Source organism: Staphylococcus sp. AS1337 (assembly GCF_051408735.1).
GTDB classification, from domain to species: domain Bacteria; phylum Bacillota; class Bacilli; order Staphylococcales; family Staphylococcaceae; genus Staphylococcus; species Staphylococcus xylosus_B.
Genome location: NZ_JBOIHZ010000002.1, coordinates 452,502 through 478,630, shown reverse-complemented (window position 1 = coordinate 478,630; position 26,129 = coordinate 452,502). Strand labels below are relative to the sequence as shown.

20 protein-coding genes are annotated in these 26,129 nt (G+C 32.0%); 16 read left to right on the top strand and 4 right to left on the bottom strand.

Annotated elements, in window-relative coordinates; genetic code table 11:
* Nucleotides 1-92: 92 nt before the first annotated feature.
* Nucleotides 93-716, bottom strand: coding sequence for a transcriptional repressor LexA (gene lexA, locus ACSUE0_RS05010; protein ID WP_017724374.1), 624 nt, complete (start codon nt 714-716; stop codon nt 93-95).
* Between the two features lie 142 nt (nt 717-858).
* Here lexA and sosA point away from each other — a divergent pair, with 142 nt between their 5' ends.
* The 8 genes from sosA (at nt 859) to sbcC (ending at nt 9,829) form a co-directional block, all read left to right on the top strand.
* Nucleotides 859-1,092: a DNA damage-induced cell division inhibitor SosA gene (gene sosA / locus ACSUE0_RS05005; protein ID WP_119615036.1), complete on the top strand. Its 234-nt coding sequence runs from the start codon at nt 859-861 to the stop codon at nt 1,090-1,092.
* 128 nt (nt 1,093-1,220) lie between these two features.
* On the top strand, nt 1,221-1,469 hold the full coding sequence (locus ACSUE0_RS05000; protein WP_107531355.1) for a DUF896 domain-containing protein: 249 nt from the start codon (nt 1,221-1,223) through the stop codon (nt 1,467-1,469).
* Between the two features lie 76 nt (nt 1,470-1,545).
* Complete coding sequence (gene tkt / locus ACSUE0_RS04995) at nt 1,546-3,534, top strand: transketolase (protein WP_119615035.1); 1,989 nt, start codon at nt 1,546-1,548, stop codon at nt 3,532-3,534.
* 208 nt (nt 3,535-3,742) lie between these two features.
* Complete coding sequence (locus ACSUE0_RS04990; RefSeq protein ID WP_017724378.1) at nt 3,743-3,982, top strand: YneF family protein; 240 nt, start codon at nt 3,743-3,745, stop codon at nt 3,980-3,982.
* 576 nt (nt 3,983-4,558) lie between these two features.
* Nucleotides 4,559-4,744, top strand: a complete 186-nt coding sequence (locus ACSUE0_RS04985; protein ID WP_017724379.1) for a hypothetical protein — start codon at nt 4,559-4,561, stop codon at nt 4,742-4,744.
* Between the two features lie 246 nt (nt 4,745-4,990).
* Complete coding sequence (locus tag ACSUE0_RS04980) at nt 4,991-5,458, top strand: CcdC family protein (protein WP_017724380.1); 468 nt, start codon at nt 4,991-4,993, stop codon at nt 5,456-5,458.
* Nucleotides 5,459-5,668: 210 nt separating this feature from the next.
* Nucleotides 5,669-6,799 (top strand): exonuclease subunit SbcD, encoded by a 1,131-nt coding sequence (gene sbcD / locus ACSUE0_RS04975; RefSeq protein WP_119615275.1) that lies wholly within the window; start codon nt 5,669-5,671, stop codon nt 6,797-6,799.
* Nucleotides 6,800-9,829, top strand: a complete 3,030-nt coding sequence (gene sbcC, locus ACSUE0_RS04970) for an exonuclease subunit SbcC (RefSeq protein ID WP_436956353.1) — start codon at nt 6,800-6,802, stop codon at nt 9,827-9,829.
* A 132-nt stretch (nt 9,830-9,961) separates the two neighbouring features.
* Here sbcC and mscL read toward each other — a convergent pair whose 3' ends face one another.
* Nucleotides 9,962-10,312 carry a large conductance mechanosensitive channel protein MscL gene (mscL, locus tag ACSUE0_RS04965; protein WP_119614890.1) on the bottom strand — a complete coding sequence of 117 codons (351 nt, stop codon included), beginning with the start codon at nt 10,310-10,312 and terminating at the stop codon, nt 9,962-9,964.
* 203 nt (nt 10,313-10,515) lie between these two features.
* Between mscL and ACSUE0_RS04960 the strand changes: the two genes are divergently transcribed.
* The 3 genes from ACSUE0_RS04960 (at nt 10,516) to menI (ending at nt 15,933) form a co-directional block, all read left to right on the top strand.
* Nucleotides 10,516-12,171, top strand: coding sequence for a BCCT family transporter (locus ACSUE0_RS04960; protein WP_436956351.1), 1,656 nt, complete (start codon nt 10,516-10,518; stop codon nt 12,169-12,171).
* Between the two features lie 264 nt (nt 12,172-12,435).
* The gene (gene acnA / locus ACSUE0_RS04955; protein WP_119614888.1) at nt 12,436-15,138 is read left to right on the top strand and encodes an aconitate hydratase AcnA; all 2,703 of its coding nucleotides are present in this window, start codon (nt 12,436-12,438) and stop codon (nt 15,136-15,138) included.
* 336 nt (nt 15,139-15,474) lie between these two features.
* Entirely contained in the window at nt 15,475-15,933 is a 459-nt protein-coding gene (gene menI / locus ACSUE0_RS04950) for a 1,4-dihydroxy-2-naphthoyl-CoA hydrolase MenI (RefSeq protein WP_119614887.1), read from the top strand.
* A 224-nt stretch (nt 15,934-16,157) separates the two neighbouring features.
* Here the strand turns inward: menI and ACSUE0_RS04945 are convergent, their stop codons facing one another.
* Together ACSUE0_RS04945 and plsY are read right to left on the bottom strand one after the other, a co-directional pair.
* Nucleotides 16,158-16,454 (bottom strand): HesB/YadR/YfhF family protein, encoded by a 297-nt coding sequence (locus ACSUE0_RS04945; protein WP_017724387.1) that lies wholly within the window; start codon nt 16,452-16,454, stop codon nt 16,158-16,160.
* A 293-nt stretch (nt 16,455-16,747) separates the two neighbouring features.
* The gene (gene plsY / locus ACSUE0_RS04940; protein ID WP_017724388.1) at nt 16,748-17,356 is read right to left on the bottom strand and encodes a glycerol-3-phosphate 1-O-acyltransferase PlsY; all 609 of its coding nucleotides are present in this window, start codon (nt 17,354-17,356) and stop codon (nt 16,748-16,750) included.
* Between the two features lie 200 nt (nt 17,357-17,556).
* On the opposite strand from plsY, the gene parE reads away from it, so the two are divergent.
* The 5 genes from parE (at nt 17,557) to ACSUE0_RS04915 (ending at nt 26,020) form a co-directional block, all read left to right on the top strand.
* The gene (gene parE / locus ACSUE0_RS04935) at nt 17,557-19,521 is read left to right on the top strand and encodes a DNA topoisomerase IV subunit B (protein ID WP_436956446.1); all 1,965 of its coding nucleotides are present in this window, start codon (nt 17,557-17,559) and stop codon (nt 19,519-19,521) included.
* Between the two features lie 26 nt (nt 19,522-19,547).
* Nucleotides 19,548-21,950 (top strand): DNA topoisomerase IV subunit A, encoded by a 2,403-nt coding sequence (gene parC, locus ACSUE0_RS04930; RefSeq protein ID WP_436956349.1) that lies wholly within the window; start codon nt 19,548-19,550, stop codon nt 21,948-21,950.
* Nucleotides 21,951-22,189: 239 nt separating this feature from the next.
* Complete coding sequence (locus tag ACSUE0_RS04925) at nt 22,190-23,632, top strand: alanine/glycine:cation symporter family protein (RefSeq protein ID WP_119615039.1); 1,443 nt, start codon at nt 22,190-22,192, stop codon at nt 23,630-23,632.
* 140 nt (nt 23,633-23,772) lie between these two features.
* Nucleotides 23,773-24,636 carry a glucose PTS transporter transcription antiterminator GlcT gene (glcT, locus tag ACSUE0_RS04920; protein WP_436956347.1) on the top strand — a complete coding sequence of 288 codons (864 nt, stop codon included), beginning with the start codon at nt 23,773-23,775 and terminating at the stop codon, nt 24,634-24,636.
* Between the two features lie 292 nt (nt 24,637-24,928).
* Nucleotides 24,929-26,020: an acyltransferase gene (locus ACSUE0_RS04915; RefSeq protein ID WP_436956444.1), complete on the top strand. Its 1,092-nt coding sequence runs from the start codon at nt 24,929-24,931 to the stop codon at nt 26,018-26,020.
* Nucleotides 26,021-26,129 lie beyond the last annotated feature (109 nt).

Below are 26,129 nucleotides of genomic sequence, written 5' to 3'. Positions count from 1 at the left end.
GAGAAAAAAGATGAAAAAAGATGAAAAAAGAGAGGGTGCGCGATGAGCGCACCCTCTCTTTTTGAGAGTGTTAGCATTGGTCAAAATATCAATTACATTTCTCTAAATAATCCAACCACTTTTCCTAATACAGTTACATTATCAAGATAAATTGGTCCCATTGTACTATTTTCTGGTTGCAAACGATAACGAGTTTTTTCTTTATAGAAACGCTTAACAGTCGCTTCATTCTCTTCTGTCATCGCAACGATGATATCTCCGTTCTCTGCAATAGTTTGACTTCTTACGATAACTTTATCTCCATCAAGAATGCCAGCTTCAACCATACTGTCACCAACAACATTTAAGATGAATATATCGCTATTATGTGTTGAAGTGAAATGTTCTGGTAATGGGAAGTATTCTTCAACATTTTCAACCGCAGAAATAGGTACACCCGCAGTTACTTTCCCTATAACAGGAACGTGGATTGTTTCTTCCATATTAATTGATTCACCCAATTGTTCTGACACAATTTCAATGGCACGAGGCTTAGTTGGATCTCTTCTAATGTAACCTTTTTCCTCTAATCTAGATAGATGGCCATGAACTGTTGAACTAGAGGCTAATCCAACAGCTTCTCCAATTTCTCTAACACTTGGCGGATACCCTTTGGATTGGACGGTTTGCTTGATATATTCAAAAATTTCATTTTGTCGTTTAGTTAACTCTCTCATAATAGGCACTCCCTAATTTAATTTAACTTAATTATAGCATGATTATAGCATTTTTACAAACGTTTGTTCGTCTGGTTGTTGACATAGAACAGATGTTCTGATAAAGTAACTATACAAACAAATGTTCTAGGAGTGGTTATAAATGATGAAGAACTATAAATCGCAAATAAAGTCTTATATTATAGTTTTAACGGTGACAATGATACTTTGCGCCTTATTTATATTAAGTGCACACAATAGTGCGAATTCAGAACAGACGTACGAAATGACTGACCATCAAATGACAAGACAATCAGTAAATGGCGAACAGAGTAATAATGAAACTAAACTACAAAGCGAACAAACTTCACAGCAAGTGATGGCAGCTGTTCACTAATAGTTTTTAGCGGCGTGAACTTTAGTGAATGTAAATGTTAATATAATGGTGTTTTTGTGAGCGAAACAATTTAGTTTCGTTCATTTTTTTGTTATATTTTTCTATATCAACAATATCGGAGGTTTATTATGGCTGATAAAGACGGTGTAGATTTACAACGTATAAATGAATTAGCGAAAAAGAAAAAAGAAAAAGGCTTGACTGAAAAAGAAGCTAAAGAACAATCTAAATTGAGAAAAGCTTACTTAGATTCATTTAGAGAAAAATTTAAGCAACAAATTGAAAGTACAAGAGTCATAGATCCTGAAGGAAACGATGTAACGCCTGATAAAGTGAAAAATATATTAGATTCTAAAAATAAAGAAGATAAAAACTAAATCAATTTTTTGTTAAATAGATACCAAATAAGGTATAATAATATAGAAACTTGCTAAAAGAAAGGAAGTCATTTAGATGAATAAAGAAAAAGATCAATTAGCGGTAGATACGATTAGAGCGCTAAGTATCGATGCAGTTGAAAAAGCAAATTCAGGACACCCTGGATTACCAATGGGCGCTGCTCCTATGGCATACACATTATGGACACGTCACTTGAATTTTAATCCCCAATCAAAAGATTTCTTTGACAGAGATCGTTTTGTATTATCAGCTGGACATGGTTCTGCACTATTATATAGCTTATTACATGTTTCAGGTAGTTTAGAATTAGAAGAATTAAAAGAATTTAGACAATGGGGTTCTAAAACACCAGGACATCCTGAGTTCAAACACACTGATGGTGTAGAAGTTACAACTGGTCCACTTGGACAAGGTTTTGCTATGTCTGTTGGTATGGCTATGGCTGAAAAGCATTTAGCAGGTAAATTTAATAAAGAAGATGCTAAAGTTGTGGACCATTACACATATGTTCTTGCTTCAGATGGTGACTTAATGGAAGGTATTTCTCACGAAGCAGCTTCATTAGCAGGGCATAACCAATTAGACAAATTGATTGTTTTATATGATTCAAATGATATCTCATTAGATGGAGATTTAAATAAAGCTTTTTCTGAAGATGTTAAGGGTCGTTTTGAAGCCTATGGTTGGAAACACATTTTAGTTGAAGAAGGTAATGATTTAGACGCAATTGATAAAGCGATTGAAGAAGCTAAATCTCAAAATGTACCAACAATTATTGAAATTAAAACAATTATTGGTTATGGTGCGCCTAATAAACAAGCTTCACATGGTGTTCACGGTGCGCCTCTTGGTGAAGACGAAAGAAAATTAGCGCTTGAAAACTATGGTTTAGATCCTGAAAAACGTTTCAATGTTCCAGAAGAAGTTTATGAAATTTTCCAACAAAGTATGTTGAAACGTGCTAACGAAAAAGAAGAAGCATGGAATAAACTTGTTGAAGAATATAGTAATAAATACCCTGAATTAGCTGAAGAATTTAAATTGACTATCAGTGGTAAATTACCAGAAAACTATAGAGATGAGTTACCACACTTTGAAGCTGGACATAGTGGTGCTTCACGTGCTGACTCTGGTGAAGTAATTCAAACTTTAAGTAAAACTGTACCTTCATTCTTTGGTGGTTCAGCTGACTTAGCTGGTTCAAATAAATCTAATGTCAAAGATGCAACAGATTTTGATAAAGATACACCAGAAGGTAAAAATATTTGGTTTGGTGTTCGTGAATTTGCAATGGGCGCTGCAGTAAATGGTATGGCTGCACATGGCGGTTTACACCCTTATGGTGCAACTTTCTTCGTGTTCAGTGACTACCTAAAACCAGCATTACGTCTTTCAGCAATCATGGGATTAAATTCAACGTTTATCTTCACACATGATTCAATTGCAGTTGGTGAAGACGGCCCTACACATGAACCGATTGAACAATTAGCTGGTTTACGTGCCATTCCAAACATGAATGTTATTCGTCCAGCGGATGGTAACGAAACTCGTGTAGCTTGGGAAGTAGCATTAGAATCTGAAAATACACCAACATCACTTGTTTTAACTCGTCAAAATCTTACTACTATGGATTTACCGAAAGAAACTGTAGAAGAGGGCGTACGTAAAGGTGCGTATGTAGTATTTGAATCAGACAAAGAGCCAGAATTCTTATTATTAGCTACTGGTTCTGAAGTTAACTTAGCAATTGAAGCGGCTAAAGATTTAGAGGCACAAGGTAAAGGTGTACGTGTTGTTTCTATGCCAAACTGGAATGCGTTCGATCAGCAAACTGATGAATATAAAGAATCAGTAATTCCATCATCAATTACTAAACGTGTAGCAATTGAAATGGCTTCGCCACTTGGTTGGCATAAATATGTAGGTACTGAAGGTAAAGTTATCGGTATCGATGGTTTCGGTGCTAGTGCGCCTGGAGACTTAGTTGTTGAAAAATATGGCTTCACAAAAGAAAATGTATTGAATCAAATTCAAACATTTTAATTTATGTAACTAAGCTTAATTTGTTGGTATGAGAGCCTAGGTTCTCATACCAATTTTTTATTTTTAGAAATAAAAATATACTTATATTTACAAAGTTAATTTTTAATTGGTATAATACATAAGTCGAAACGCTATATTAATTGAGTTGCTCTTGAAAAGGGGAACTAATTTTAGTAAAATTCATTAGGATAGGAAAGTGGGTGAAACAATGGCAACTTGGTTAGCAATATTATTAATCGTGTTAGCACTAATTCTAGGATTAGTCGGTGGATTTTTCCTTGCAAGAAAATATATGATGGATTATCTTAAAAAGAACCCACCAATTAATGAAGAAATGCTACGTATGATGATGATGCAAATGGGTCAAAAACCATCTCAAAAGAAAATTAATCAAATGATGACAATGATGAATAAAAATCAGGAAGACGCTATGAAGAAAAAGAAATAGCGCATAAATAAAGGGCTGACAGCTACTTACATTGAGTAGTTGTTAGCCCTTATTTTTGTCTGTGGTGGGCTTATGTGGATTATGCTTTTGATTTTACTTATAACAAAAGGCAAGACTATAACTCATAGGGTTAAGTTGCTATATTAGTTTCAATAATCAATTTAATGATATATATGGATTATCTAACTTACTGTTTCTAAAATGACTTTTTCGATTTTTACTTTTTTATTACACAAGTTTTCGTAAGAAAATAGATAAAAATATCATTACATTGTTTATAATTTATATATTTACATGGCGTTTGTTTTGAAAATAACCTTTTACTTAAAATTGAGTGAGCTTATATACATGAATTTTTAGATTGATTTTGAATAAGTAATATAAATAATATCGGTTAAACATTCTTGTATATAGAAGAGTAAATAATAAAATGATGTTTTGATGATTTTTTAATTAAAAGTATTGGTATTAAGTTTATATAATATTATAGCTGTATTAATTTATTGAAATATTCAGAAAATAATTGATTCTAAAATGTGGTTTGTTATAATATATATATAAGGGAGGTATCGATAAGTGAAGGATGCTTATGACATGGAAGATAAAGAAGTACTTGATCGACTAGCAAATATGCATATTAACTTTCCGACCGATGAGGCATTTAAGAAATATCATAATGCGATGCAAATTCATGATATGAATTATCTTAGATACACTTTAAATGATGCATTATCGACATGTAACCAGACACATGCTTTTTAAATAAAAGTACGATAAGATGAGCTTTTAAAAAGGCTTATCTTATCGTATTTTTATTTGTGCTCATCTATGATATTCGATTGAACTGCAATTATTTTCTTAGTAATTTAAAAAATACTAAGATATAATATATGTGCTATTGGTTAATAGTAAATAAAAATGGACATACAAATACTGATTATTATTTATTTAAATGATATACTAACCAAAGTGAATATCATCTTGTAGAAACTTAAAGTAGGTGTAAGCATGTTGTATTTAATATTTTCCATTGTATTTGCATTTCTAATGGGAATAGGTGTTATAATTGTGCGAATGAAAGCACAACACTTTCCAGTAAATGAAAAGAAAATTATATTACCTCCTTTTTTTATGGCAACGGGGGCATTAATGTACGTTGTTCCATATTTTAGGTTAACAGGTTTTGAAATAGTAGAATGTATTATTCTAGGTGTTTTATTTTCTACTATTCTAATTTGGACATCTAGGTTTGAAACACAAGGTAGTGAAATTTATATGAAACGTTCAAAAGCCTTTCCTATAATTCTTATAACATTACTTTTAGTACGTACAATAATTAAAATTTTTATAAGTAATCAGATAGATCCTGGCGAAATTGCAGGAATGTTTTTCCTACTTGCGTTTTGTATGATTGTACCTTGGCGTTTAGCGATGTTATACAAATACAAAAAGGTGAAAAGAACTTTAATTCAATAAGTTATACACGAGGCTGGGACAAATTAATTGTCTCAGCCTTAATCATTAAATAATCATTGGCTCAGGCAATACTTTTATCCATATCGACTCTAGCCATCTAAATAGGGATAGGTTACGAAATCTTATAAAATAAGATTGCTTCATTTTTAATATGCTTAAAGTATAATATAATAAAATAACGAACGAACGTTCTTGAAAGGGAGTGTTGAAATGAAGATTGTACATACAGCGGATTGGCATTTAGGTAGAATTTTAAATGGCAAGTCATTGTTAGAAGATCAATCATACATATTGGAACAATTTATTGAGGCGATGCGAGAAGAAAGACCTGATGTAATTGTCATTGCCGGAGATTTATATGACACGAGTTATCCTAATAAAAATGCGATTCAATTGTTGGAGCATACGATTGATACCTTGAATCTTGAAATGAAAATTCCATTAATTTTAATTAGTGGTAATCACGATAGTAAAGAAAGATTGAATTATGGTGCTAAGTGGTTTGAAAAATCGAATATGTATATTCGCACGGGTTTGAATGATATGCAAAATCCTATTTCAATAGATGGTGTAGACTTTTATACATTGCCATATGCAACAATTAATGAGATGCAATACTACTTCGATAATGAAGAAATTGAAACACATCAACAGGCACTTGGATATGCTTTGAATCAAATGAATGAAGTGATTAATAAACATAGAATAAATATGTTCATAGGTCACTTAACAGTGCAAGGTGGCATACGTTCAGATTCTGAGAGACCATTAACTATTGGTACGGTAGAATCAGTAGAAGAGAAGATGTTTCAGCAATTTGATAGAGTACTATTAGGGCATTTACATCACCCATTTAGTATTGAATCAAATTTTATAAATTATAGTGGGTCTATATTACAATATTCATTTTCGGAAGTGAATCAGCCTAAAGGTTATAGAGTAATTTCAATAAATGAAAATGATATAAAAGATAAGTTTACACCTTTGAAGCCGTTAAGACAACTGGAAGTTATAGAAGGTGATTATGAGGATGCAATACAAGAAAAGTTAGAAGTTAAAAATAAAGAAAACTATATACATTTTAAATTAAAGCATATGTCACATGTGAATGATCCAATGATGCATTTAAAACAAATTTATCCAAATACTCTAGCATTAACTAACCAAACCTTTGAATTTAATACATCGATGCATCACGAAAATGTAGAAATACAAAAGCTTGATGATGGGACTATTATAGATAATTTTTATCAAAGCATAACAGATGAAAAATTAACAACTAACCAAAAAGAAAAAATTGAGTATGTTATGCGTACAATATTAGAAGGAGGCTCTAAATAAATGAGACCAATAACGCTTAAATTAAATAATTTTGGTCCTTTTTTAAATGAAAAAATTGATTTTAATAATGTGAATAATAATCAATTATTTTTAATTAGTGGTAAAACTGGTTCAGGAAAAACTATGATTTTTGATGCCATTGTTTACGCTTTATTTGGAGAAGCTTCTACAAAAGATAGAAAAGAAAGTGATTTGAGAAGTCATTTTGCTGAAAGTAAGATGCCTATGGTAGTAGAATTTGAATTCAAATTAAGAAACCAATATTTTAAAATAAAAAGACAAGGGGCTTTTGTTAAAGAAGGTAATAAGAATAAAACACTTGGTCAACTTGCTGTATATCAAATGGAAACTGAGAAGTATGAACTTAGAGAAAGTAAAATAACGAATGGTAATCAATTTATTAAAGAATTATTGGGAGTAAACGCTGAGCAGTTTAGACAGTTGTTTATCTTACCTCAAGGAGAATTCAAAAGATTTTTATTATCAAAAAGTTCTGATAAACAAGAAATATTAAGGACACTTTTTAATAGCCAGCGTTTTGAAGAAATACAAAAAAACTTATCCGAAGATGTTAAAGAAGTTAGAGGCCAAATTGAACAAAGATATCATTTGTTAGAAACAAATTGGCTAGATTTAGAAACATTCAACGATGAAACTTTAATTGACAATAAAGCTATTAATCCAAGACAAACAAATCAAGTGCTTGAAGTATTAAAAGTATTTGATGATAAAGCGGAACATATTCAGAATAAATTAAAACAACAAAAGGTTGAGCATAAAACTAAGTTGAATGATGCTGAAGCTTGTTTGAAAAACAACCAAAAATTAGAAGAAACATTAAATAAGTTGGCAGAAAACCAACAAAACTATGAACGACTATTAACTCAAGAAAAGGATATAAATGAAAAAATCAATCGTTTGAATGCAATTAATGAGGTAAGGCCAATTGCTAATTTATTAGAGTCTAAAGACGAATTATATACAAAACAACAAAAAACAAAAGAAGATATCAATAAAAAAATAAAAATTATTTCAGAACTTGAAATTCAAATAGAAAAAGCAAATGAACAGTTAGATGCTCATAAAAGTGACTCAGATAAAATAACAGATATTAAAAACTTTATTGAAAAGACAAAACTTTTCTTTGAAAGATCCCAAAAGTACAAAGAGGCATATGAGGAGCAACAATCACTTAAAGAAGGTTTTGTATCACTTCAAACAAAGATAGATACACAAATAAAGCAATTAGATGAAATTAAAGGAAAAATAAACGGTAGAGTACCGAACTATAAGAAAATAGAACAAATAAATGAAACAATTTACAGGTTGAATAATGAAGTTACAGTGCTAAAACAAAATGAACTTGATAAAAAAGAATACCTACAATTACAAGAAAGAAAACATCAAAAAGCAAATTACAGTGAAAAGTTATATGATGAACTTCAACAGGTAACGAATGCTTATAAAAAAATAGATAAAACAAGTATAGATTTAAATAACAAGCAAGATTTGATTAGTACTTTGCAATCAGCAATAAATGTTGGAGACACTTGTCCAATTTGTGGTAATCAAGTACAAACTATAACGCAACATATCGATTTTGATGATTTAACTGCACGACACAAGAGTCTTGCACAGTTAGAACAAAAGAAAAATGATATAACTGAAGATAAAATTAAAGTTGAAAGCGAACTGAATTATATAGAGGAACTGTTGGCAAAATTTGATGAAGAGAAATTAGAAAATATTAATTATCAAGAATTTGAGTTGGAAATTAAGAAAAAAGTAGAACAAAAACAGAGAATTGAAAAGGAAAATGAAGCGATTGTCGAATTAAAGGAATTACAACAACAATGTGAACAACAGTATCATCAATTACAATTAGATAAGAAAACTAAACAACATAATCTAAAACAAAATGAAATGGCTATAAATGATTTTGAAAATACTACAGGTTATACTGATGTAGATATTTTTATAGAGGTTTTTGAAAACAATAAAAGTGAAATTGAGAAATATGAAAAAAACTTGGATGAGTTGGAGAAGAATATACAACAATATAAGAGTAAACTTGCTATAGAACAAAATAATAGAAATCATTTAAGTAATAATTTATCTGAAATTGAACAAGAGATTAAAAATATAAGTGTGAAAATTGATGATGAAATGAAACATATTGGTTTCACGGATTTAGAACAAGTATATAATACAGTTTCTAAAGTAAGTGAAAAAGAATCTCTAGAAAATGAAATAACTGAATTTAATAAATCAAAACAATCTTTTGAAGTAGTAATCTCACAATTAAAAGAAGAGATTTCCGATAAAAAGTTAGAAGATACTCAACATCTAATAGAAGCTTTTGAACAACAGCAACAAGCGTTTGAATTAATCTGTACTGAATTGAGTCAACATGAATATAAAGTTGCGTTTAATAATAAAAAAATAAGTGAAATTAGAGATATTATTGGTAAATTAGAAAGTGAATTAAAAACACAACAAGAAGTTTTTCAACTAGCAGAAATTCTAGCAGGGAAAAATGAACAAAAATTAACATTAGAAAATTATGTGTTAATTTATTATTTGGAAAGAATTTTAGCTCAAGCCAATCAACGTTTATCTTTAATGACAGGTCAGCGGTATCAATTGACACGTAGATCACAAGTTTCACAAGGATACAGTGGACTTGAGATTGATGTGTTTGATGCACACTCTAATCAATCTAGGCACATTAGTTCATTGTCTGGAGGGGAAACTTTCCAAGCTTCATTAGCTTTAGCTTTAGGTTTAAGTGAGATAGTTCAACAAGAATCAGGTGGTATTGCATTAGATTCTATGTTCGTCGATGAGGGATTTGGAACATTAGACCAAGAAACTTTAGAAACAGCTTTAGATACACTGTTAAGTTTAAAATCTACAGGGAGAATGGTAGGAATCATTTCACATGTAAGTGAATTGAAACAAAGAATCCCTCTCATTTTAGAAGTAGTTACGGAACAATATCAAAGTACGACAACTTTCAAGAAACAATAATTTACTTAAATAATATATGCCGAAGTAGCTCAAAATAATATATAATGTGTGAAAATCCAATAAAATAAGATAAATAAAAGAGTTCTAGTAGTTGTCATTCTGCTAGGACTCTCGTCTTTTTAGTATTTTAAATTAATTTTTTTCACGTAATAAATCACGAATTTCAGTAAGTAAAACAGTATTCTCTTCGATTTCTTCTTCTTCTTTTCTTATTAGCGTATTAGCAATTTTCACAAAGATAAATAATGCAAAAGCAATAATGATAAAGTCTATAATTGACTGAACGAACATACCGTATTTGATTCCCATAAATGACCAGCTCTTAGCAAAGTCAACTGTACCAAAAATCAATCCAATTAAAGGCATGATAATGAATGAAACTAAAGCTGTAACAATTTTGTTGAATGCTGCACCCATAACTACAGCTACAGCTAAGTCGAGTACATTGCCTTTTAATGCGAACTCTTTAAACTCTTGAAACATATGATTAACTCCCTTTTATTTAATTTTAAAGATTATTATACAATATATTTAAAAGTAAGAGAATAGTTTTTTTAACGAAATTTGATATTACCTCATTGTTTTGTTATTCTAATACGTGGTTAATACATAAATAGAATTTTTTAAAAAATGAAAGTTCTATTTGGCTTGAAAATTTAATATGATAAGAAAGGGAGTAATTAATTATGAATTCTTCTAGTAACCAATCTAATGGTAAGAAGATATCTCCAGTTTTTATCTATAGTGCTATCATCGTAGCAATCGTAGTAATTATCGGTGCAGTATTCCCGGGACAATTTGATTATGTTACGAATACGATTAAACTATGGATTACAGATAAACTTGGATGGTATTACCTAATTCTTACAACGTTTATAGTTTTCTTCTGTGTATTTCTAATTTTTAGCCCTATTGGGAAATTAAAATTAGGTAAACCAAATGACAAACCTGAATTCAACACAATCTCGTGGTTTGCGATGTTATTCAGTGCTGGTATGGGGATTGGACTTGTATTCTATGGTGCAGCAGAACCAATGGCTGATTTTGCAGCTCCACCAAATGCAGACCCAAAAACGACAGCAGCTTATACAGAAGCATTGCGTTCAACATTCTTCCATTGGGGATTCCATGCGTGGGCAATATATGGTGTTGTTGCATTAGCACTAGCTTATGCCCAATTTAGAAAAGGCGAACCAGGACTTATTTCAAGAACATTACGTCCTATCTTAGGTAACAAAGTTGAAGGCCCAATTGGGACAATCATTGATGTACTTGCTGTATTTGCTACAGTAGTAGGTGTGGCCGTATCACTAGGTATGGGTGCCTTACAAATTAACGGTGGGCTTAATTATCTATTTGGTATACCAAATAATGTTTGGGTTCAAGCTATAATCATAGTAGTAGTAACAATTTTATTTATTATGAGTGCTTGGTCTGGATTAAGTAAAGGTATTCAATATTTAAGTAACTTAAATATTAGTTTAGGGGCAATCTTGATGATTGCTGTACTTATTATTGGACCAACAGTATTGATTTTAAATATGATGACGAGCTCTGCAGGTAGTTTATTAAACTCATTCTTATTAAATACGTTTGACACTGCAGCACAAAACCCTCAAAAACGTGAATGGATGTCTAGTTGGACACTTTATTACTGGGGTTGGTGGTTAAGCTGGAGCCCATTCGTAGGTATTTTCATTGCACGTGTATCTAAAGGACGTTCTATACGTGAATTTATAGGAGGAGTACTGCTAGTACCAGCTCTTGTAAGTTTCGTTTGGTTCAGTGTGTTTGGTGTGTTAGGAATTGAAACTGGTAAGAAAAATCCAGAATTATTCGATATGACTGCTGAAACACAACTTTTCGGAGTGTTTAATGAAATACCGTTGGGTATGATATTATCTATCATTGCTTTAGTATTAATTGCATCATTCTTTATTACATCGGCTGACTCTGCAACCTTTGTATTAGGTATGCAAACGACTTATGGTTCATTAGAGCCATCAAACGTAGTCAAAGTTACATGGGGTATAGCACAATCATTAATCGCTTTTGTATTACTATTTGCAGGTGGAGGAAATGGTGCTGAGGCTCTTAACGCAATTCAAAGTGCCGCCATTATAAGCGCCTTGCCATTCTCATTTGTAGTAATCATGATGATGATTTCATTCTATAAAGATGCTAACCAAGAACGTAAATTCTTAGGTTTAACATTGACACCTAATAAACATAGATTACAAGATTACTTACAGCATCAACAAGAAGATTATGAAGACGATATTATTGAACAACGTAAACCACTTAGAAATGCAGAAAAAATGATCAATAAACATACTTTATAATTTAAAACTGGGTATCCATTTGGATACTCAGTTTTTTTATATAAAAATGAGGAAATGTCTGACATTAGGATGATAATGATTCTCAATTGATAATAATAACTTATTACACAATGGAGTCAAGATAAGTTTTGCTTATACATACTGATTGAAAATTCAAATCTAAATTATAGATGTTTCTGGCTTTATCTAGTTGTTTTAAATTACATATAATTATACAATTTAAATAACGGCATATATATTACAAAAATTTCAAGGGGGATTTATATGGCTTCTAATATTAAACAGCAATCGAAAAAATCGTTTGAGTTAAACGGCAAATCATATACTTTTTATGATTTGAACACTTTAGAAGAACAAGGTTTAACAAAAGTTTCAAAATTGCCATATTCAATTAGAGTATTACTAGAATCTGTATTAAGACAAGAGGATGGTTTTGTAATTACTGATGAACATATTAAAGCGTTATCAGAATTTACTAAAGGCACTGAAGGTGAAGTACCATTCAAACCTTCTCGTGTTATCTTACAAGACTTTACAGGCGTACCTGCAGTTGTTGACTTGGCGTCATTACGTAAGGCAATGAATGATGTAGGCGGAGATTTAAATAAAATTAACCCTGAAGTACCTGTAGATTTAGTTATTGACCACTCAGTTCAAGTTGATAGCTATGCAAATCCAGACGCATTAGAGCGCAATATGAAATTAGAGTTTGAAAGAAACTATGAACGTTATCAATTTTTAAATTGGGCTACAAAAGCGTTTAATAACTATAGCGCTGTGCCACCAGCAACTGGTATTGTTCACCAAGTAAACTTGGAATATCTAGCTAATGTTGTACATGCACGTGATGTAGATGGTGAAACAGTAGCTTTCCCTGATACATTAGTAGGTACTGACTCACATACAACAATGATTAATGGTCTTGGTGTATTAGGTTGGGGTGTAGGGGGTATTGAAGCCGAAGCCGGAATGCTTGGTCAACCGTCATATTTCCCAATTCCTGAAGTAATCGGTGTTAGATTGTCTAATGCATTGCCTCAAGGTGCGACTGCAACAGACTTAGCTTTACGTGTAACTCAAGAATTACGTAAAAAAGGTGTAGTTGGAAAATTTGTTGAGTTCTTTGGTCCAGGTGTACAACACTTACCATTAGCAGACCGTGCAACAATTGCTAACATGGCTCCAGAATATGGTGCTACTTGTGGTTTCTTCCCTGTAGACGAAGAAGCATTAAAATACATGCGTTTAACAGGTCGTACTGATGAACAAATCGATCTTGTAAAAAAATATTTAGAAGAAAACAGCATGTTCTTCACTGTTGAAAAAGAAGACCCTGAATACACTGATGTAGTTGAATTAGACTTATCTACTGTTGAACCATCATTATCAGGACCAAAACGTCCACAAGATTTAATTTTCTTAAGTGATATGAAGAAAGAATTCGAAAAATCAGTTACTGCGCCAGCAGGTAACCAAGGCCACGGTTTTGATGAAAGTGAATTCGATAAAACTGCAACAATCGAATTTAAAGATGGCACGTCAACTACAATGAAAACTGGTGATTTAGCGATTGCAGCGATTACGTCATGTACAAATACATCTAATCCATATGTTATGTTAGGTGCTGGACTAGTTGCTAAAAAAGCTGTAGAAAAAGGATTAAAAGTCCCAGAATATGTTAAAACGTCATTAGCTCCAGGTTCTAAAGTTGTTACTGGATATTTAAGAGATTCAGGCTTAACTGAATATCTAGATGATTTAGGCTTTAACCTTGTTGGTTATGGTTGTACAACTTGTATCGGGAACTCTGGTCCATTACTAGAAGAAATTGAAAAAGCAATTGCTGATGAAGATTTGCTCGTTACTTCTGTGTTATCAGGTAACCGTAACTTTGAAGGTCGTATCCATCCATTAGTTAAAGCTAACTACTTAGCCTCACCACAATTAGTTGTGGCATATGCATTAGCAGGAACTGTGGATATCGATTTACAAAATGAGCCACTTGGTAAAGGTAAAGATGGAGAAGACGTTTACCTAAAAGATATCTGGCCATCAATTAAAGAAGTTTCAGACACTGTTGATACGGTTGTGACTCCGAAACTATTTAAAGAAGAATATGAAACTGTATACAATAATAATGAAATGTGGAATGAAATTGATGTTACGGATCAACCGCTATATGATTTTGATCCTGAATCAACGTATATTCAAAATCCATCATTCTTCCAAGGTCTCTCTAAAGAACCAGGAACTATTGATTCATTAAAAGATTTAAGGGTTATGGGTAAATTTGGAGATTCAGTAACAACTGACCATATTTCACCAGCGGGTGCAATTGGTAAAGATACACCTGCAGGTAAATATTTACTTGAACATGGTGTTCCTATTCGTCAATTTAACTCATATGGTTCACGTCGTGGTAACCACGAAGTGATGGTACGTGGTACATTTGCGAATATCCGTATTAAAAACCAATTAGCACCAGGAACTGAAGGTGGTTTCACAACTTACTGGCCAACAGGTGAACAAATGCCAATATTTGATGCTGCCATGAAATATAAAGAAGACGGCACAGGTTTAGTTGTTTTAGCTGGTAATGATTACGGAATGGGTTCATCTCGTGACTGGGCAGCTAAAGGGACAAACTTATTAGGTGTTAAAACAGTTATCGCACAAAGTTATGAGCGTATCCACCGTTCAAACTTAGTAATGATGGGTGTTTTACCATTACAATTCAAAGAAGGCGAATCTGCGGATAGCCTTGGCATTGATGGTACTGAAATTATTTCAGTAGATATTGATGAAAATGTCAAACCGCATGATCTTGTAAAAGTACAAGCTAAGAAAGAAAATGGCGAAGTAATAGAGTTTGAAGCAATGGCTCGTTTCGATTCAAACGTTGAAATGGATTATTATCGTCATGGTGGTATTCTTCAATTAGTATTAAGAAATAAATTAGCTGAATAACTTTACAGTTAGAAGCATTAATTTAATAATAAAGATTCAAATGAGGCTGGGGCATACATAGATATGTCTCAGCCTCAAAGGCGTTATTGAAGGCGTATGAATATGTACATAATGTATTCCTTTATTATATAAGTCGGGATAAATGCTTGGATTAACATTACTTTGAAATAGCATTACTTGTAAGTAATGTTTAGATAATGAATATAGAATAGTTTATAGATACTTTATTGGAGTATTACTAAGGGTAAACTAGTAAAATGCTATACTTAATTTTTTATGTTAAAATTTAATAGTAAAAAAGATATAAGATGAACAATTGAAAAGAGGACGCTTATAATGATTTACAGTATGACACAAATAGAATCACGGTATTCAGAGACTGACCAAATGGGTGTGATTTATCATGGTAATTACCCTACCTGGTTTGAGGTAGCTCGTACAGATTATATATCTAAATTGGGTTTTAGCTATAAAGCTATGGAAGATTCAGGTATCATTTCTCCAGTTGTTGATTTGGACATTAAATATATCAAATCTATTTTTTATCCAGAAACCGTAAAAATCAAAACATGGGTTGAAAAATATTCTAGACTACGATCTAAATATTGCTATGAAATATACAATGAAGCTGGAGAATTAGCAACTACAGGATCAACTACATTGACTTGTATTAAAAAAGAAGACTTCAAGCCGATACGATTAGATAGATATTTTCCTGAATGGCACGCTGTATATAGCGATGTCGCTGAAAGAAATAAGGCAGGCGAGGATTTAGAAGTGATTAAAGGCATATAAGGCATGCTTTAGGCTTCGATGACTAGCACAGTGAAACGAGCAAGAGAATATGTTATTCAATAGCAATCAAACTAGAATTAAGTTAAAAAAAGCGTTTGGGAAGAGACCCAAACGCTTTTTTTTATTATTTATCATGATTTATTTAAAATGTATAAAGATTTCATACGCTTATTTCCAAAAATAAAGGTCAAGGGAATTAGTAAAACCTTGGAATAATTTATGATTTATTTTGTAGCATATGAAATTTCATCAATACTGTTGCTAACATCAATATATAAATTGTGGTCTTCAAAATACCATAAATCTTTTTCAGCGATTACGACATCTAATCCATCGTAATGATTTTCGTAACCAATTTCTACATCATTTTTCTTGTCTACACTGAAAGCAGGACTAAACCCTTGTTTTAGTTGGAATTCTCCGCCATAACGTACAAAGAATTGTAAGACTTTGTCATCTTCTGGTAAATCTAGTTCTTCCTTAAACCAAGATACAGCATTATCTGAAAGTTCTATTTCCATAATAAAGTCTCCTTTCGATTCATAAGGTTTCACTTATGAACGTTGATTACTAATTTTTAAATTAGTAATTTATACAATACCCACTTTGAGTAATGTTAAAGGTAGTATAACATAATTTTTCAATTAATTTCGACAAATGATTTACAAAAATATGAATTGTATAAATACTATGATAAAACGTTGTTTACGTAGTATAATAGATACAATGTTAAAAAGCTGGAAACATCTTAATGTCCCAGCTTAGCGTTTGTTTACATAATTTATCCGTTTTTATACTGCGACTTTTGTAATAGTTACATCCATTTTATTTTAGGCTCTTCACCTTTGAATATTCTTACAATATTAGTACGGTGTCTAATTATCAGTAGTACGCCTACACCAATACTAACAACAAAGAGGATATAGTCTCGAATTAATAATGCACCGATAACACAACAAATTGATGCAATGATACTTGAGAGTGATACATACTTTGTTAGATATAATATTCCAAAGAAAATTACTGCTAATATTAATAATAAGACAGGATTAACTCCTAGTATGACTCCAGCACTTGTAGCAACGGCTTTACCGCCTTTAAAACCAAGATAAACTGGATATACATGACCTAGAATCGCGAAAGCACCTACGATAAGTCCATTTGTGAAAAATGTACTAATTGTACCTTCCGCATGAACAGGCAACCACAGTGGGAAAAAGACCACAATAAACCCTTTAAATATATCTAGAAAAGTAACTAAAAATCCAGTAGGTTTTCCTAGTACTCTAAAGCTATTTGTTGCGCCAGTGTTGCCACTACCAAATTGTCGAATATCTTTTTTGAAAAATAATTTACCTATTACATAGCCACTTGGAAAAGCACCAATGAGGTAACTTAGTATTAACATGATTACAATCATCATATATAATCCACATCCTTTAATGACATTAAAATTATTTTACCACATAAGAGCATCATAATACGAATAAAAATTTCAAATGAAAAGCATTTATCTACTGAAAATTGATTTGACACTTGCAATTTATCAAGATTTATATAAGAATAACTAATGTATAGTTTTAAAAACGAACGTACGTTTGTAGGAGGGCGAAACGATTGGCAATGAATAAAAAAAATAATTATTCGGATGATTCCATTCAGGTACTTGAGGGACTAGAGGCCGTTAGAAAAAGACCTGGGATGTATATTGGTTCTACCGATAAACGTGGTTTACATCATCTAGTATATGAAGTTGTCGATAATTCCGTCGATGAAGTATTAAATGGTTTCGGAAGTGAAATCACTGTTACGATAAATAAAGATGAGAGCATTACTATAGAAGATAATGGACGTGGAATGCCTACAGGTATTCATACTTCTGGAAAACCTACTGTTCAAGTCATTTTTACGGTACTTCATGCAGGTGGAAAATTCGGACAAGGCGGTTATAAAACGTCAGGTGGCTTACACGGTGTTGGTGCTTCAGTTGTCAATGCTTTGAGTGAATGGTTAGAAGTTGAAATTTATAGAGATGGTAACATATATTCTCAAAGCTTTGCAGATGGTGGGAAACCAACAACTGGTTTGAAAAAACATGGTAAAACTAAAAAGACTGGTACTAAAGTGACATTTAAACCAGATCCAGAGATATTCAAAGCATTTACATCGTTTAATTATGATGTTTTAAGTGAAAGACTACAAGAATCAGCATTTTTACTTAAACGCTTGAGAATCATTCTAAAAGACTTAAGAGCAGGCAAAGAACGTGAAGATATCTTCCATTATGAAGATGGTATTAAAGAATTCGTTGCTTATGTCAATGAAGGGAAAGAAGTATTACATGATGTAGCAGATTTCTCTGGGGAAGCTAATAATATTGAAGTGGAAGTTGCATTCCAATATAACGATCAATATTCAGAAGGCATACTAAGTTTTGTTAATAATGTGCGTACAAAAGATGGCGGAACACATGAAGTTGGGTTTAAAACAGCTATGACTCGTGTGTTTAATGATTATGCACGTCGTATTAATGAATTAAAAGAAAAAGATAAAAATTTAGATGGTAATGATATAAGAGAAGGTTTAACTGCTATTATTTCAATTCGAATTCCTGAAGAATTGTTACAATTTGAAGGACAAACTAAATCTAAGTTAGGTACACCTGAAGCCAGGAGTGCAGTAGATTCAGTAGTAGCCGACAAATTACCATATTATTTGGAAGAAAAAGGACAATTATCTAAATCGTTAGTTAAAAAGTCTTTAAAGGCACAACAAGCTAGAGAAGCAGCACGTAAAGCGAGAGAAGATGCACGTTCAGGTAAGAAAAATAAACGTAAAGATACTTTGCTTTCTGGTAAACTTACACCTGCACAAAGTAAAAATACTGAGAAAAAAGAATTATACCTTGTCGAAGGTGACTCAGCGGGTGGCTCTGCAAAGTTAGGTCGTGATCGCAAATACCAAGCGATTTTACCGCTTAGAGGTAAAGTAATTAATACTGAAAAAGCACGTCTTGACGATATCTTTAAAAATGAAGAGATTAATACAATTATTCATACTATTGGAGCTGGTGTCGGAAATGAGTTCAAAATTGAAGATAGTAACTACAATAGAATCATTATAATGACAGATGCTGATACAGATGGTGCACATATTCAAGTGTTATTATTAACATTCTTCTTTAAATATATGAAGCCATTAGTTGAGGCGGGTCGAGTATTTATTGCATTACCACCACTTTATAAACTCGAAAAAGGAAAAGGTGCGTCAAAAAAAGTAGAATACGCTTGGACAGATGAAGAATTAGAGAAATTACAACGAAAATTAGGTAAAGGTTTCTCATTACAACGTTATAAAGGTCTTGGTGAAATGAATGCCGACCAATTGTGGGAAACGACAATGAACCCTGATACGAGAACCTTGATCAGAGTACAAGTTGAAGATGAGTTACGTTCATCTAAACGTGTTACAACACTAATGGGCGACAAAGTTGCACCAAGACGTGAATGGATTGAAAATCATGTTGAATTTGGTTTACAAGAACAACAAAGTATTTTAGATAATAATGAAATTCAAATATTGGAATAGGAAGCGCCTAATGAGGAGGAAGTAAATTGAGTGAAGTAATTCAAGATTTATCGCTAGAAGATGTTATTGGCGATCGTTTTGGTAGATATAGTAAATACATCATTCAAGAACGTGCATTGCCAGACGTTCGCGACGGTCTCAAGCCTGTTCAAAGACGTATTTTATATGCAATGTATTCAAGCGGTAACACTTACGACAAAAATTTCCGTAAAAGTGCTAAAACTGTTGGTGATGTTATAGGTCAGTATCATCCGCACGGTGATACGTCTGTATATGATGCGATGGTTCGCTTAAGCCAAGGATGGAAGCTACGACATGTACTTATAGAAATGCAAGGTAATAACGGTAGTATCGATAATGACCCAGCTGCTGCAATGCGTTATACTGAAGCAAAATTAAGCCGTCTTTCAGAAGAACTTTTAAGAGATATTAACAAAGAAACTGTACCATTTATGCCAAACTATGACGATACGACGATGGAACCGATGGTCTTGCCTGCAAGACTTCCTAATTTATTGATAAATGGTAGTACTGGGATTTCTGCTGGTTATGCTACAGATATTCCGCCACATAATCTTGGTGAAGTGATTCAAGCAACACTTAAATTTATTGATAACCCGGATATAACTGTGAATCAATTGATGAAATATATCAAAGGCCCTGATTTTCCAACAGGTGGTATTATTCAAGGTGTGGATGGTATTAAGAAAGCGTATGAATCAGGTAAAGGGAAGATCGTAGTTCGTTCAAAGGTTGAGATTGAAGAATTAAGAAACGGTAGAAAACAACTAATTGTTACAGAAGTACCTTATGAAGTTAATAAGAGTGCACTAGTTAAAAAAATGGATGAATTACGTGCTGATAAAAAGGTTGATGGCATCGTAGAAGTTAGAGACGAAACTGACCGTACAGGATTACGCATTGCAATCGAATTGAAAAAAGATATTAATAGTGAAGCTGTAGCCAATTTCCTTTATAAAAATACAGATTTACAAGTTTCATATAATTTTAACATGGTTGCTATTAGTGAAGGGCGCCCAGTATTAATGGGCATTCGTCAATTTATAGATAGTTATTTAAATCATCAAATCGATGTTGTAACGAAACGTACACGTTATGAACTAGATCATGCTGAAAATAGAATGCACATCGTTGAAGGTTTAATGAAAGCTTTATCTATATTAGACGAAGTGATTAAACATATTAGAGCTTCAAAAAACAAAAAAGATGCTAAAGAAAATTTGGTAGCTGAATATGACTTTACTGAAGCTCAAGCGGAAGCGATAGTGACATTACAATTGTATCGTTTGACGAATACAGATATTGTTCAGCTACAAGAAGAACACGGTGAATTGAAAGCGTTAATCGAGCGTTTGAGAAATATTTTAGATAATCACGATGCATTATTAAATGTAATTAAAGAGGAATTAACCGAAATTCGTAATAGATTTAAACAAAAGCGTCTATCTTCTATAGAGGCTGAGATCTCAGAGATTAAGATTGATAAAGAAGTGATGATCCCTAGTGAAACTGTAATTATGAGTATCACTAAACATGGTTATATTAAACGAACATCATTACGTAGTTTTAATGCAAGTGATGTAGATGAAGTGGGTACTAAAGATGGAGACTCAATCATGAAATATGAAGAAGTCAACACTTTAGATACAGCGCTAGTGTTTACCAATAAAGGTCGTTATCTATTTATACCTGTTCATAAATTAGCTGATATAAAATGGAAAGATTTAGGGCAACATGTCTCCCAAATTGTGCCACTTGATGAAGGTGAATATGTTATTAACGCTTATTGTGAAAATGACTTTAAGCCAGAAGCATTTTATATCTTAGCGACACGTAATGGTATGATTAAAAAAAGTAATATATCTATGTTTAAAACAACACGATATAATAAACCACTTGTCTCCATGAAGTTGAAAGATAATGATGAAATTATAAACGTTATGCGTATATCAGAGACACAATTGATTACTGTGGTTACAAACAAAGGCATGTCGCTTACCTATGATAGTGATGAACTTTCTGATACTGGCTTGAGAGCAGCAGGTGTTAAATCTATCAACTTAAAAGATGAAGACTTTACAGTATTAACAGATATTGTAACTTCAAATAATACAATATTAATGGCGACACAACGCGGATCTTTAAAACGCATCAGTTTTAAAGTATTACAAACGGCTAAACGCGCCCAACGTGGTATTACGTTATTAAAAGAATTAAAGAAAACACCGCACCGTATTATAGACGCTGCAGTTATTCAATCAGACCAAACGACTTATACAATCTACTCTGATAAACAGCAAGAGTCTGGCTTAATCAAGGATATCCACTTATCAGAACAATATACAAATGGTAGCTTTATCGTAGATACTAGTGATTTTGGTGAAATTAAAGAATTAGAAGTCAAATAAGATTAATTCTAAAAAATCATTAGTAAATACAACTATATAGTGATAAAATACCAATAAGGTGCAATAAATTATTTAAAAGAGATTTATAGCATAGTGTAAAAGGTGTGTGTATTGCTACTAGCTTTCGCATATTTTACCTAAGTTTATACGTAGTAATATAAATATTACTAGTATAAATATAGCTATAAATCTCTTGCTCTAATTAGAAATTAAAAATTACATAGATGAGAGGGATTAAATTGAGAGATTTTGATAGTTTAATTCCAGATTGGTTCAAGGCATTTGTTCAAGTCGGGAATGATTTAATCTGGTCACAATACCTAATTGGACTGTTAATAACAGCGGGTATTTTCTTTACGATTGGTTCGAAATTTGTACAGTTAAGATGGATACCAGAGATGTTTCGTGCAATTGGTGAGAAACCTGAAACTTTGGATAATGGTAAGAAAGGTATTTCCCCATTCCAAGCATTTGCAATTAGTGCAGGTTCTCGAGTTGGAACTGGTAATATAGCGGGTGTTGCAACTGCAATCGTACTCGGTGGTCCTGGCGCAGTATTTTGGATGTGGGTTATCGCTTTTATAGGAGCTGCAAGTGCGTTTATTGAAGCAACTTTAGCGCAAGTATATAAGGTGCCTGATGAAGATGGTGGCTTCCGTGGGGGTCCGGCTTACTACATAACTAAAGGTTTAAATCAAAAATGGTTAGGTGTTGTATTTGCAGTATTAATTACTATTACTTTTGCATTTGTATTTAATACGGTTCAATCAAATACAATCGCTGAATCTTTGAAAACACAATATAATGTAAGTCCTGTGGTTACAGGTATTATATTAGCGATCGTTACAGCCGCAATTATTTTTGGTGGGGTGCGTAGCATTGCAAAATTATCTTCAATTATTGTACCTGTTATGGCAATTATTTATATTGGTTTAGTCGTTGTGATATTGTTCATAAACTATGATCAAATTATTCCAATGATTTCAACTATTGTTAAAAGTGCATTTGGATTTGAACAAGCAACTGGTGGAGCAGTTGGTGCTGCAATTCTCCAAGGTGTGAAACGTGGTTTGTTCTCAAACGAAGCTGGTATGGGTTCTGCACCAAATGCTGCTGCAACAGCAGCTGCACCTCATCCAGTTAAACAAGGATTAATTCAGTCATTAGGTGTATTCTTTGATACAATGTTAGTTTGTACTGCTACAGCGATAATGATATTACTATACACTGGTTTAGAGTTTGGTGAAAATGCAGCACAAGGTGTGGCTGTTACGCAATCAGCTTTAAATGAACACTTAGGTAGTGCGGGAGGAATTTTCTTAACAATTGCAATTACATTGTTTGCATTTTCTTCAGTTGTCGGTAACTATTATTATGGTCAATCTAATATTGAATTTTTATCTAAGAATAAATCTATATTATTTATATTTAGATGTTTAGTCGTTGTTCTTGTATTTGTCGGCGCAGTCATTAAAACTGAAACTGTATGGGGTACTGCTGATGTATTTATGGGATTAATGGCAATTGTTAACTTAGTTGCCATCATAGGTCTATCTAATATTGCTTTTGCAGTGATGAATGACTACCAACGTCAACGTAAAGCTGGTAAAAAACCTGTTTTCAAACCGGAAGAATTAGAAATTAATTTATTCGGTATTGAAAGTTGGGGTATGAAAAAATAATTAAAAATTATTTATATCAACATATAGAGCCCTTCAAATAGATCACTGGTTAGTGAGAATTTGGAAGGCTCTTTTATATCTTTCAATTTTTGAAAATACACTATATAATATTGATTGACAGAAAAAGAAGGATGATTCATGTGAGTGATTACCTGATAACTAAGGTTTTAAATAATAATGTTATTATCTGTAAAAAGGAACAAGAAGAATATGTGTTCATTGCTAAAGGCATTGGCTTTAATAAAAAAAGTGGCATGACTTTGCAAGAAAATCAAACAGTTGAGAAAACGTATATATTAGATCAAAAGTCTCAACAAGACCATTATAAATCTCTGGTTGAACAAGCTGATGACACATTAATTCAAGCAGTAATTGAAGCTGTTAATATTATTACGAATTCAGTAATGAAGATAGATAATCAAAAATTGGTCATATCTTTAACTGATCATATTATATTTGCATATAACCGATTAAAACAAAATCAATTAATAAATAATCCTTTTGTTGTAGAAACAAAGCAATTATATACAGAGGCATATGGCATTGCTGAAAAAGTAATAGCTCGTTTAAACCATGTATTAGATGTGAATTTTCCGGAAGACGAAATAGGTTTTATAGCATTACATATAGCTTCTAATACCGAAACTTTACCTATACGTGAAATGGAACTGATTAATCGTTTGATTAATAAAAGTATATTTATTCTAGAACATGATTTAAAACATGAAATAGAAAAAGACACAGTCCAGTATCAGCGCTTTATTAGGCATATTCAATTTTTAATTAAAAGATTGAGAACTGGAGAAAATTTGCAAAAAACAAATGCTTTTGAAGAGTTATTGAAAACTCAGTATCCTTTATGCTTCAATATCGCATTAAAAATAATGAAAATGTTACAGCAGGAATTGGGTGTTAAAATATATGATGCAGAAGTTATTTATTTAACTTTGCATGTCTACCATTTTATGGTTGTTGCTGATCATACGAATACATCTAATGATTAAAGTTTTTAAATAGTTTACATTCAAAAATACGATGTCACTAAACGATGTGACGTCGTATTTTTAATATCGTAATTATATTTATTATATATTGTTAATATCTATGACAAATTTAGAGTTTATAGAAAACTAAATGTGTAATTAGTTGCATATTATAAAGTTGATATTAAGAATTTTAATTGCGTGTAATGAAAGTATTATGTTTTTATTTATGTATGCAAATTCACTTTACTATACCAATTAAAAATCATAGAATTAGTTTTAAAGTTGGTTTGTTTAAAGGGGATGTTTTTGTATTAAGTACTATGATGAAATTCCTATAATTAGGTCAGTGGCAGCTATGCTTGTTGTGGCTATCCATACAGTTAATAGTATCGCACTTTCAGGAGACTCATTCACTTCAGATGGGTTAGGGTATATAAATCAAATTGCAAGGTTAGGCACACCTATTTTTGCAGTAGTTAGTGCTTTTTTATTAACTATTTCTGTCATTCATAAAGGCTTTAGCTTGAATTATTTTATAAAATCAAGGTTTAGCAAAATCTTAATTCCTTATATTATATGGACAATTTTTTATTTATTATACAGGGCTTATTTTTTACATAACTTAGAAGATGATGGTAAATTAATAAATTATTTTGTATTCGGTAAGGCAAACTTTCATCTATATTTTATATTAACTGTAATACAATTCTATTTTTTATTTCCATTTGTACACAAATTTAAAAAAGGATGGCCAATTATTACTTTATTCATAGTTGCAACTATTGCTAATATAGTTTGGATAATGATGGGACCAGTTTCATTGGGCGGCGGTGGAGTAGAACGATTTGTAAATGATAAACTCTTCATTATGAACTGGATCTCCTTTTTCGTTTTAGGTATTGTTTACGCAAAATTTTACAATGAAATAAAAGTACTGATATTCAAATATAAGGCGTTACTTTCAATTATTATAGGTATATTATTTATTGATTTATTAATCAGTATTGATTTAGACGATTTACACAGTTCAATCCATGTTTCAAATATAATTTATATCCCGTTTTTTATTGTATTTCTTAACTACATGTTTGAACATGTAAAGAAAAATAAAATAATTTTGCGTACACTCACATTAATAGGAAATTACTCTATGGGCGTCTATTTAGTACATTATGTAGCAATCCAATTCGTGAAGCGTTTGCCTCTTGTTGAAGACATCGATGCTCAAAGTAAATTTATGGGTGTATTTATAGCATCTGTTGCTTTATCAGTATTCATTGTATACTTAATTGGCAAGCTACCATTTGGAAATTACATTGTACCTATTCCGAAAAAGAAAGCTAATCAACACCTTGCTAATATTCGAGATAATAGTGATACTGGTAATGAAGCAACGACGTAAAAATGAAAATAAAGTAATTTTTAAGTCTCTGGGGCATAAATATCTCTGAATAAAGAATAAACATCAATTTCTACTGAGTATATATAGAAATTGGTGTTTTCTTTGATTT

Coding starts and splice junctions, on each gene's coding strand:
- mscL (WP_119614890.1), bottom strand. CDS start 10,312: ATGTTTCAAGAGTTTAAAGAGTTCGCATTAAAAGGCAATGTACTCGAC.
- ACSUE0_RS05000 (WP_107531355.1), top strand. CDS start 1,221: ATGGCTGATAAAGACGGTGTAGATTTACAACGTATAAATGAATTAGCG.
- plsY (WP_017724388.1), bottom strand. CDS start 17,356: ATGATGATTGTAATCATGTTAATACTAAGTTACCTCATTGGTGCTTTT.
- sbcD (WP_119615275.1), top strand. CDS start 5,669: ATGAAGATTGTACATACAGCGGATTGGCATTTAGGTAGAATTTTAAAT.
- ACSUE0_RS04990 (WP_017724378.1), top strand. CDS start 3,743: ATGGCAACTTGGTTAGCAATATTATTAATCGTGTTAGCACTAATTCTA.
- parE (WP_436956446.1), top strand. CDS start 17,557: ATGAATAAAAAAAATAATTATTCGGATGATTCCATTCAGGTACTTGAG.
- ACSUE0_RS04960 (WP_436956351.1), top strand. CDS start 10,516: ATGAATTCTTCTAGTAACCAATCTAATGGTAAGAAGATATCTCCAGTT.
- menI (WP_119614887.1), top strand. CDS start 15,475: ATGATTTACAGTATGACACAAATAGAATCACGGTATTCAGAGACTGAC.
- ACSUE0_RS04945 (WP_017724387.1), bottom strand. CDS start 16,454: ATGGAAATAGAACTTTCAGATAATGCTGTATCTTGGTTTAAGGAAGAA.
- tkt (WP_119615035.1), top strand. CDS start 1,546: ATGAATAAAGAAAAAGATCAATTAGCGGTAGATACGATTAGAGCGCTA.
- acnA (WP_119614888.1), top strand. CDS start 12,436: ATGGCTTCTAATATTAAACAGCAATCGAAAAAATCGTTTGAGTTAAAC.
- lexA (WP_017724374.1), bottom strand. CDS start 716: ATGAGAGAGTTAACTAAACGACAAAATGAAATTTTTGAATATATCAAG.
- sosA (WP_119615036.1), top strand. CDS start 859: ATGATGAAGAACTATAAATCGCAAATAAAGTCTTATATTATAGTTTTA.
- sbcC (WP_436956353.1), top strand. CDS start 6,800: ATGAGACCAATAACGCTTAAATTAAATAATTTTGGTCCTTTTTTAAAT.
- ACSUE0_RS04980 (WP_017724380.1), top strand. CDS start 4,991: ATGTTGTATTTAATATTTTCCATTGTATTTGCATTTCTAATGGGAATA.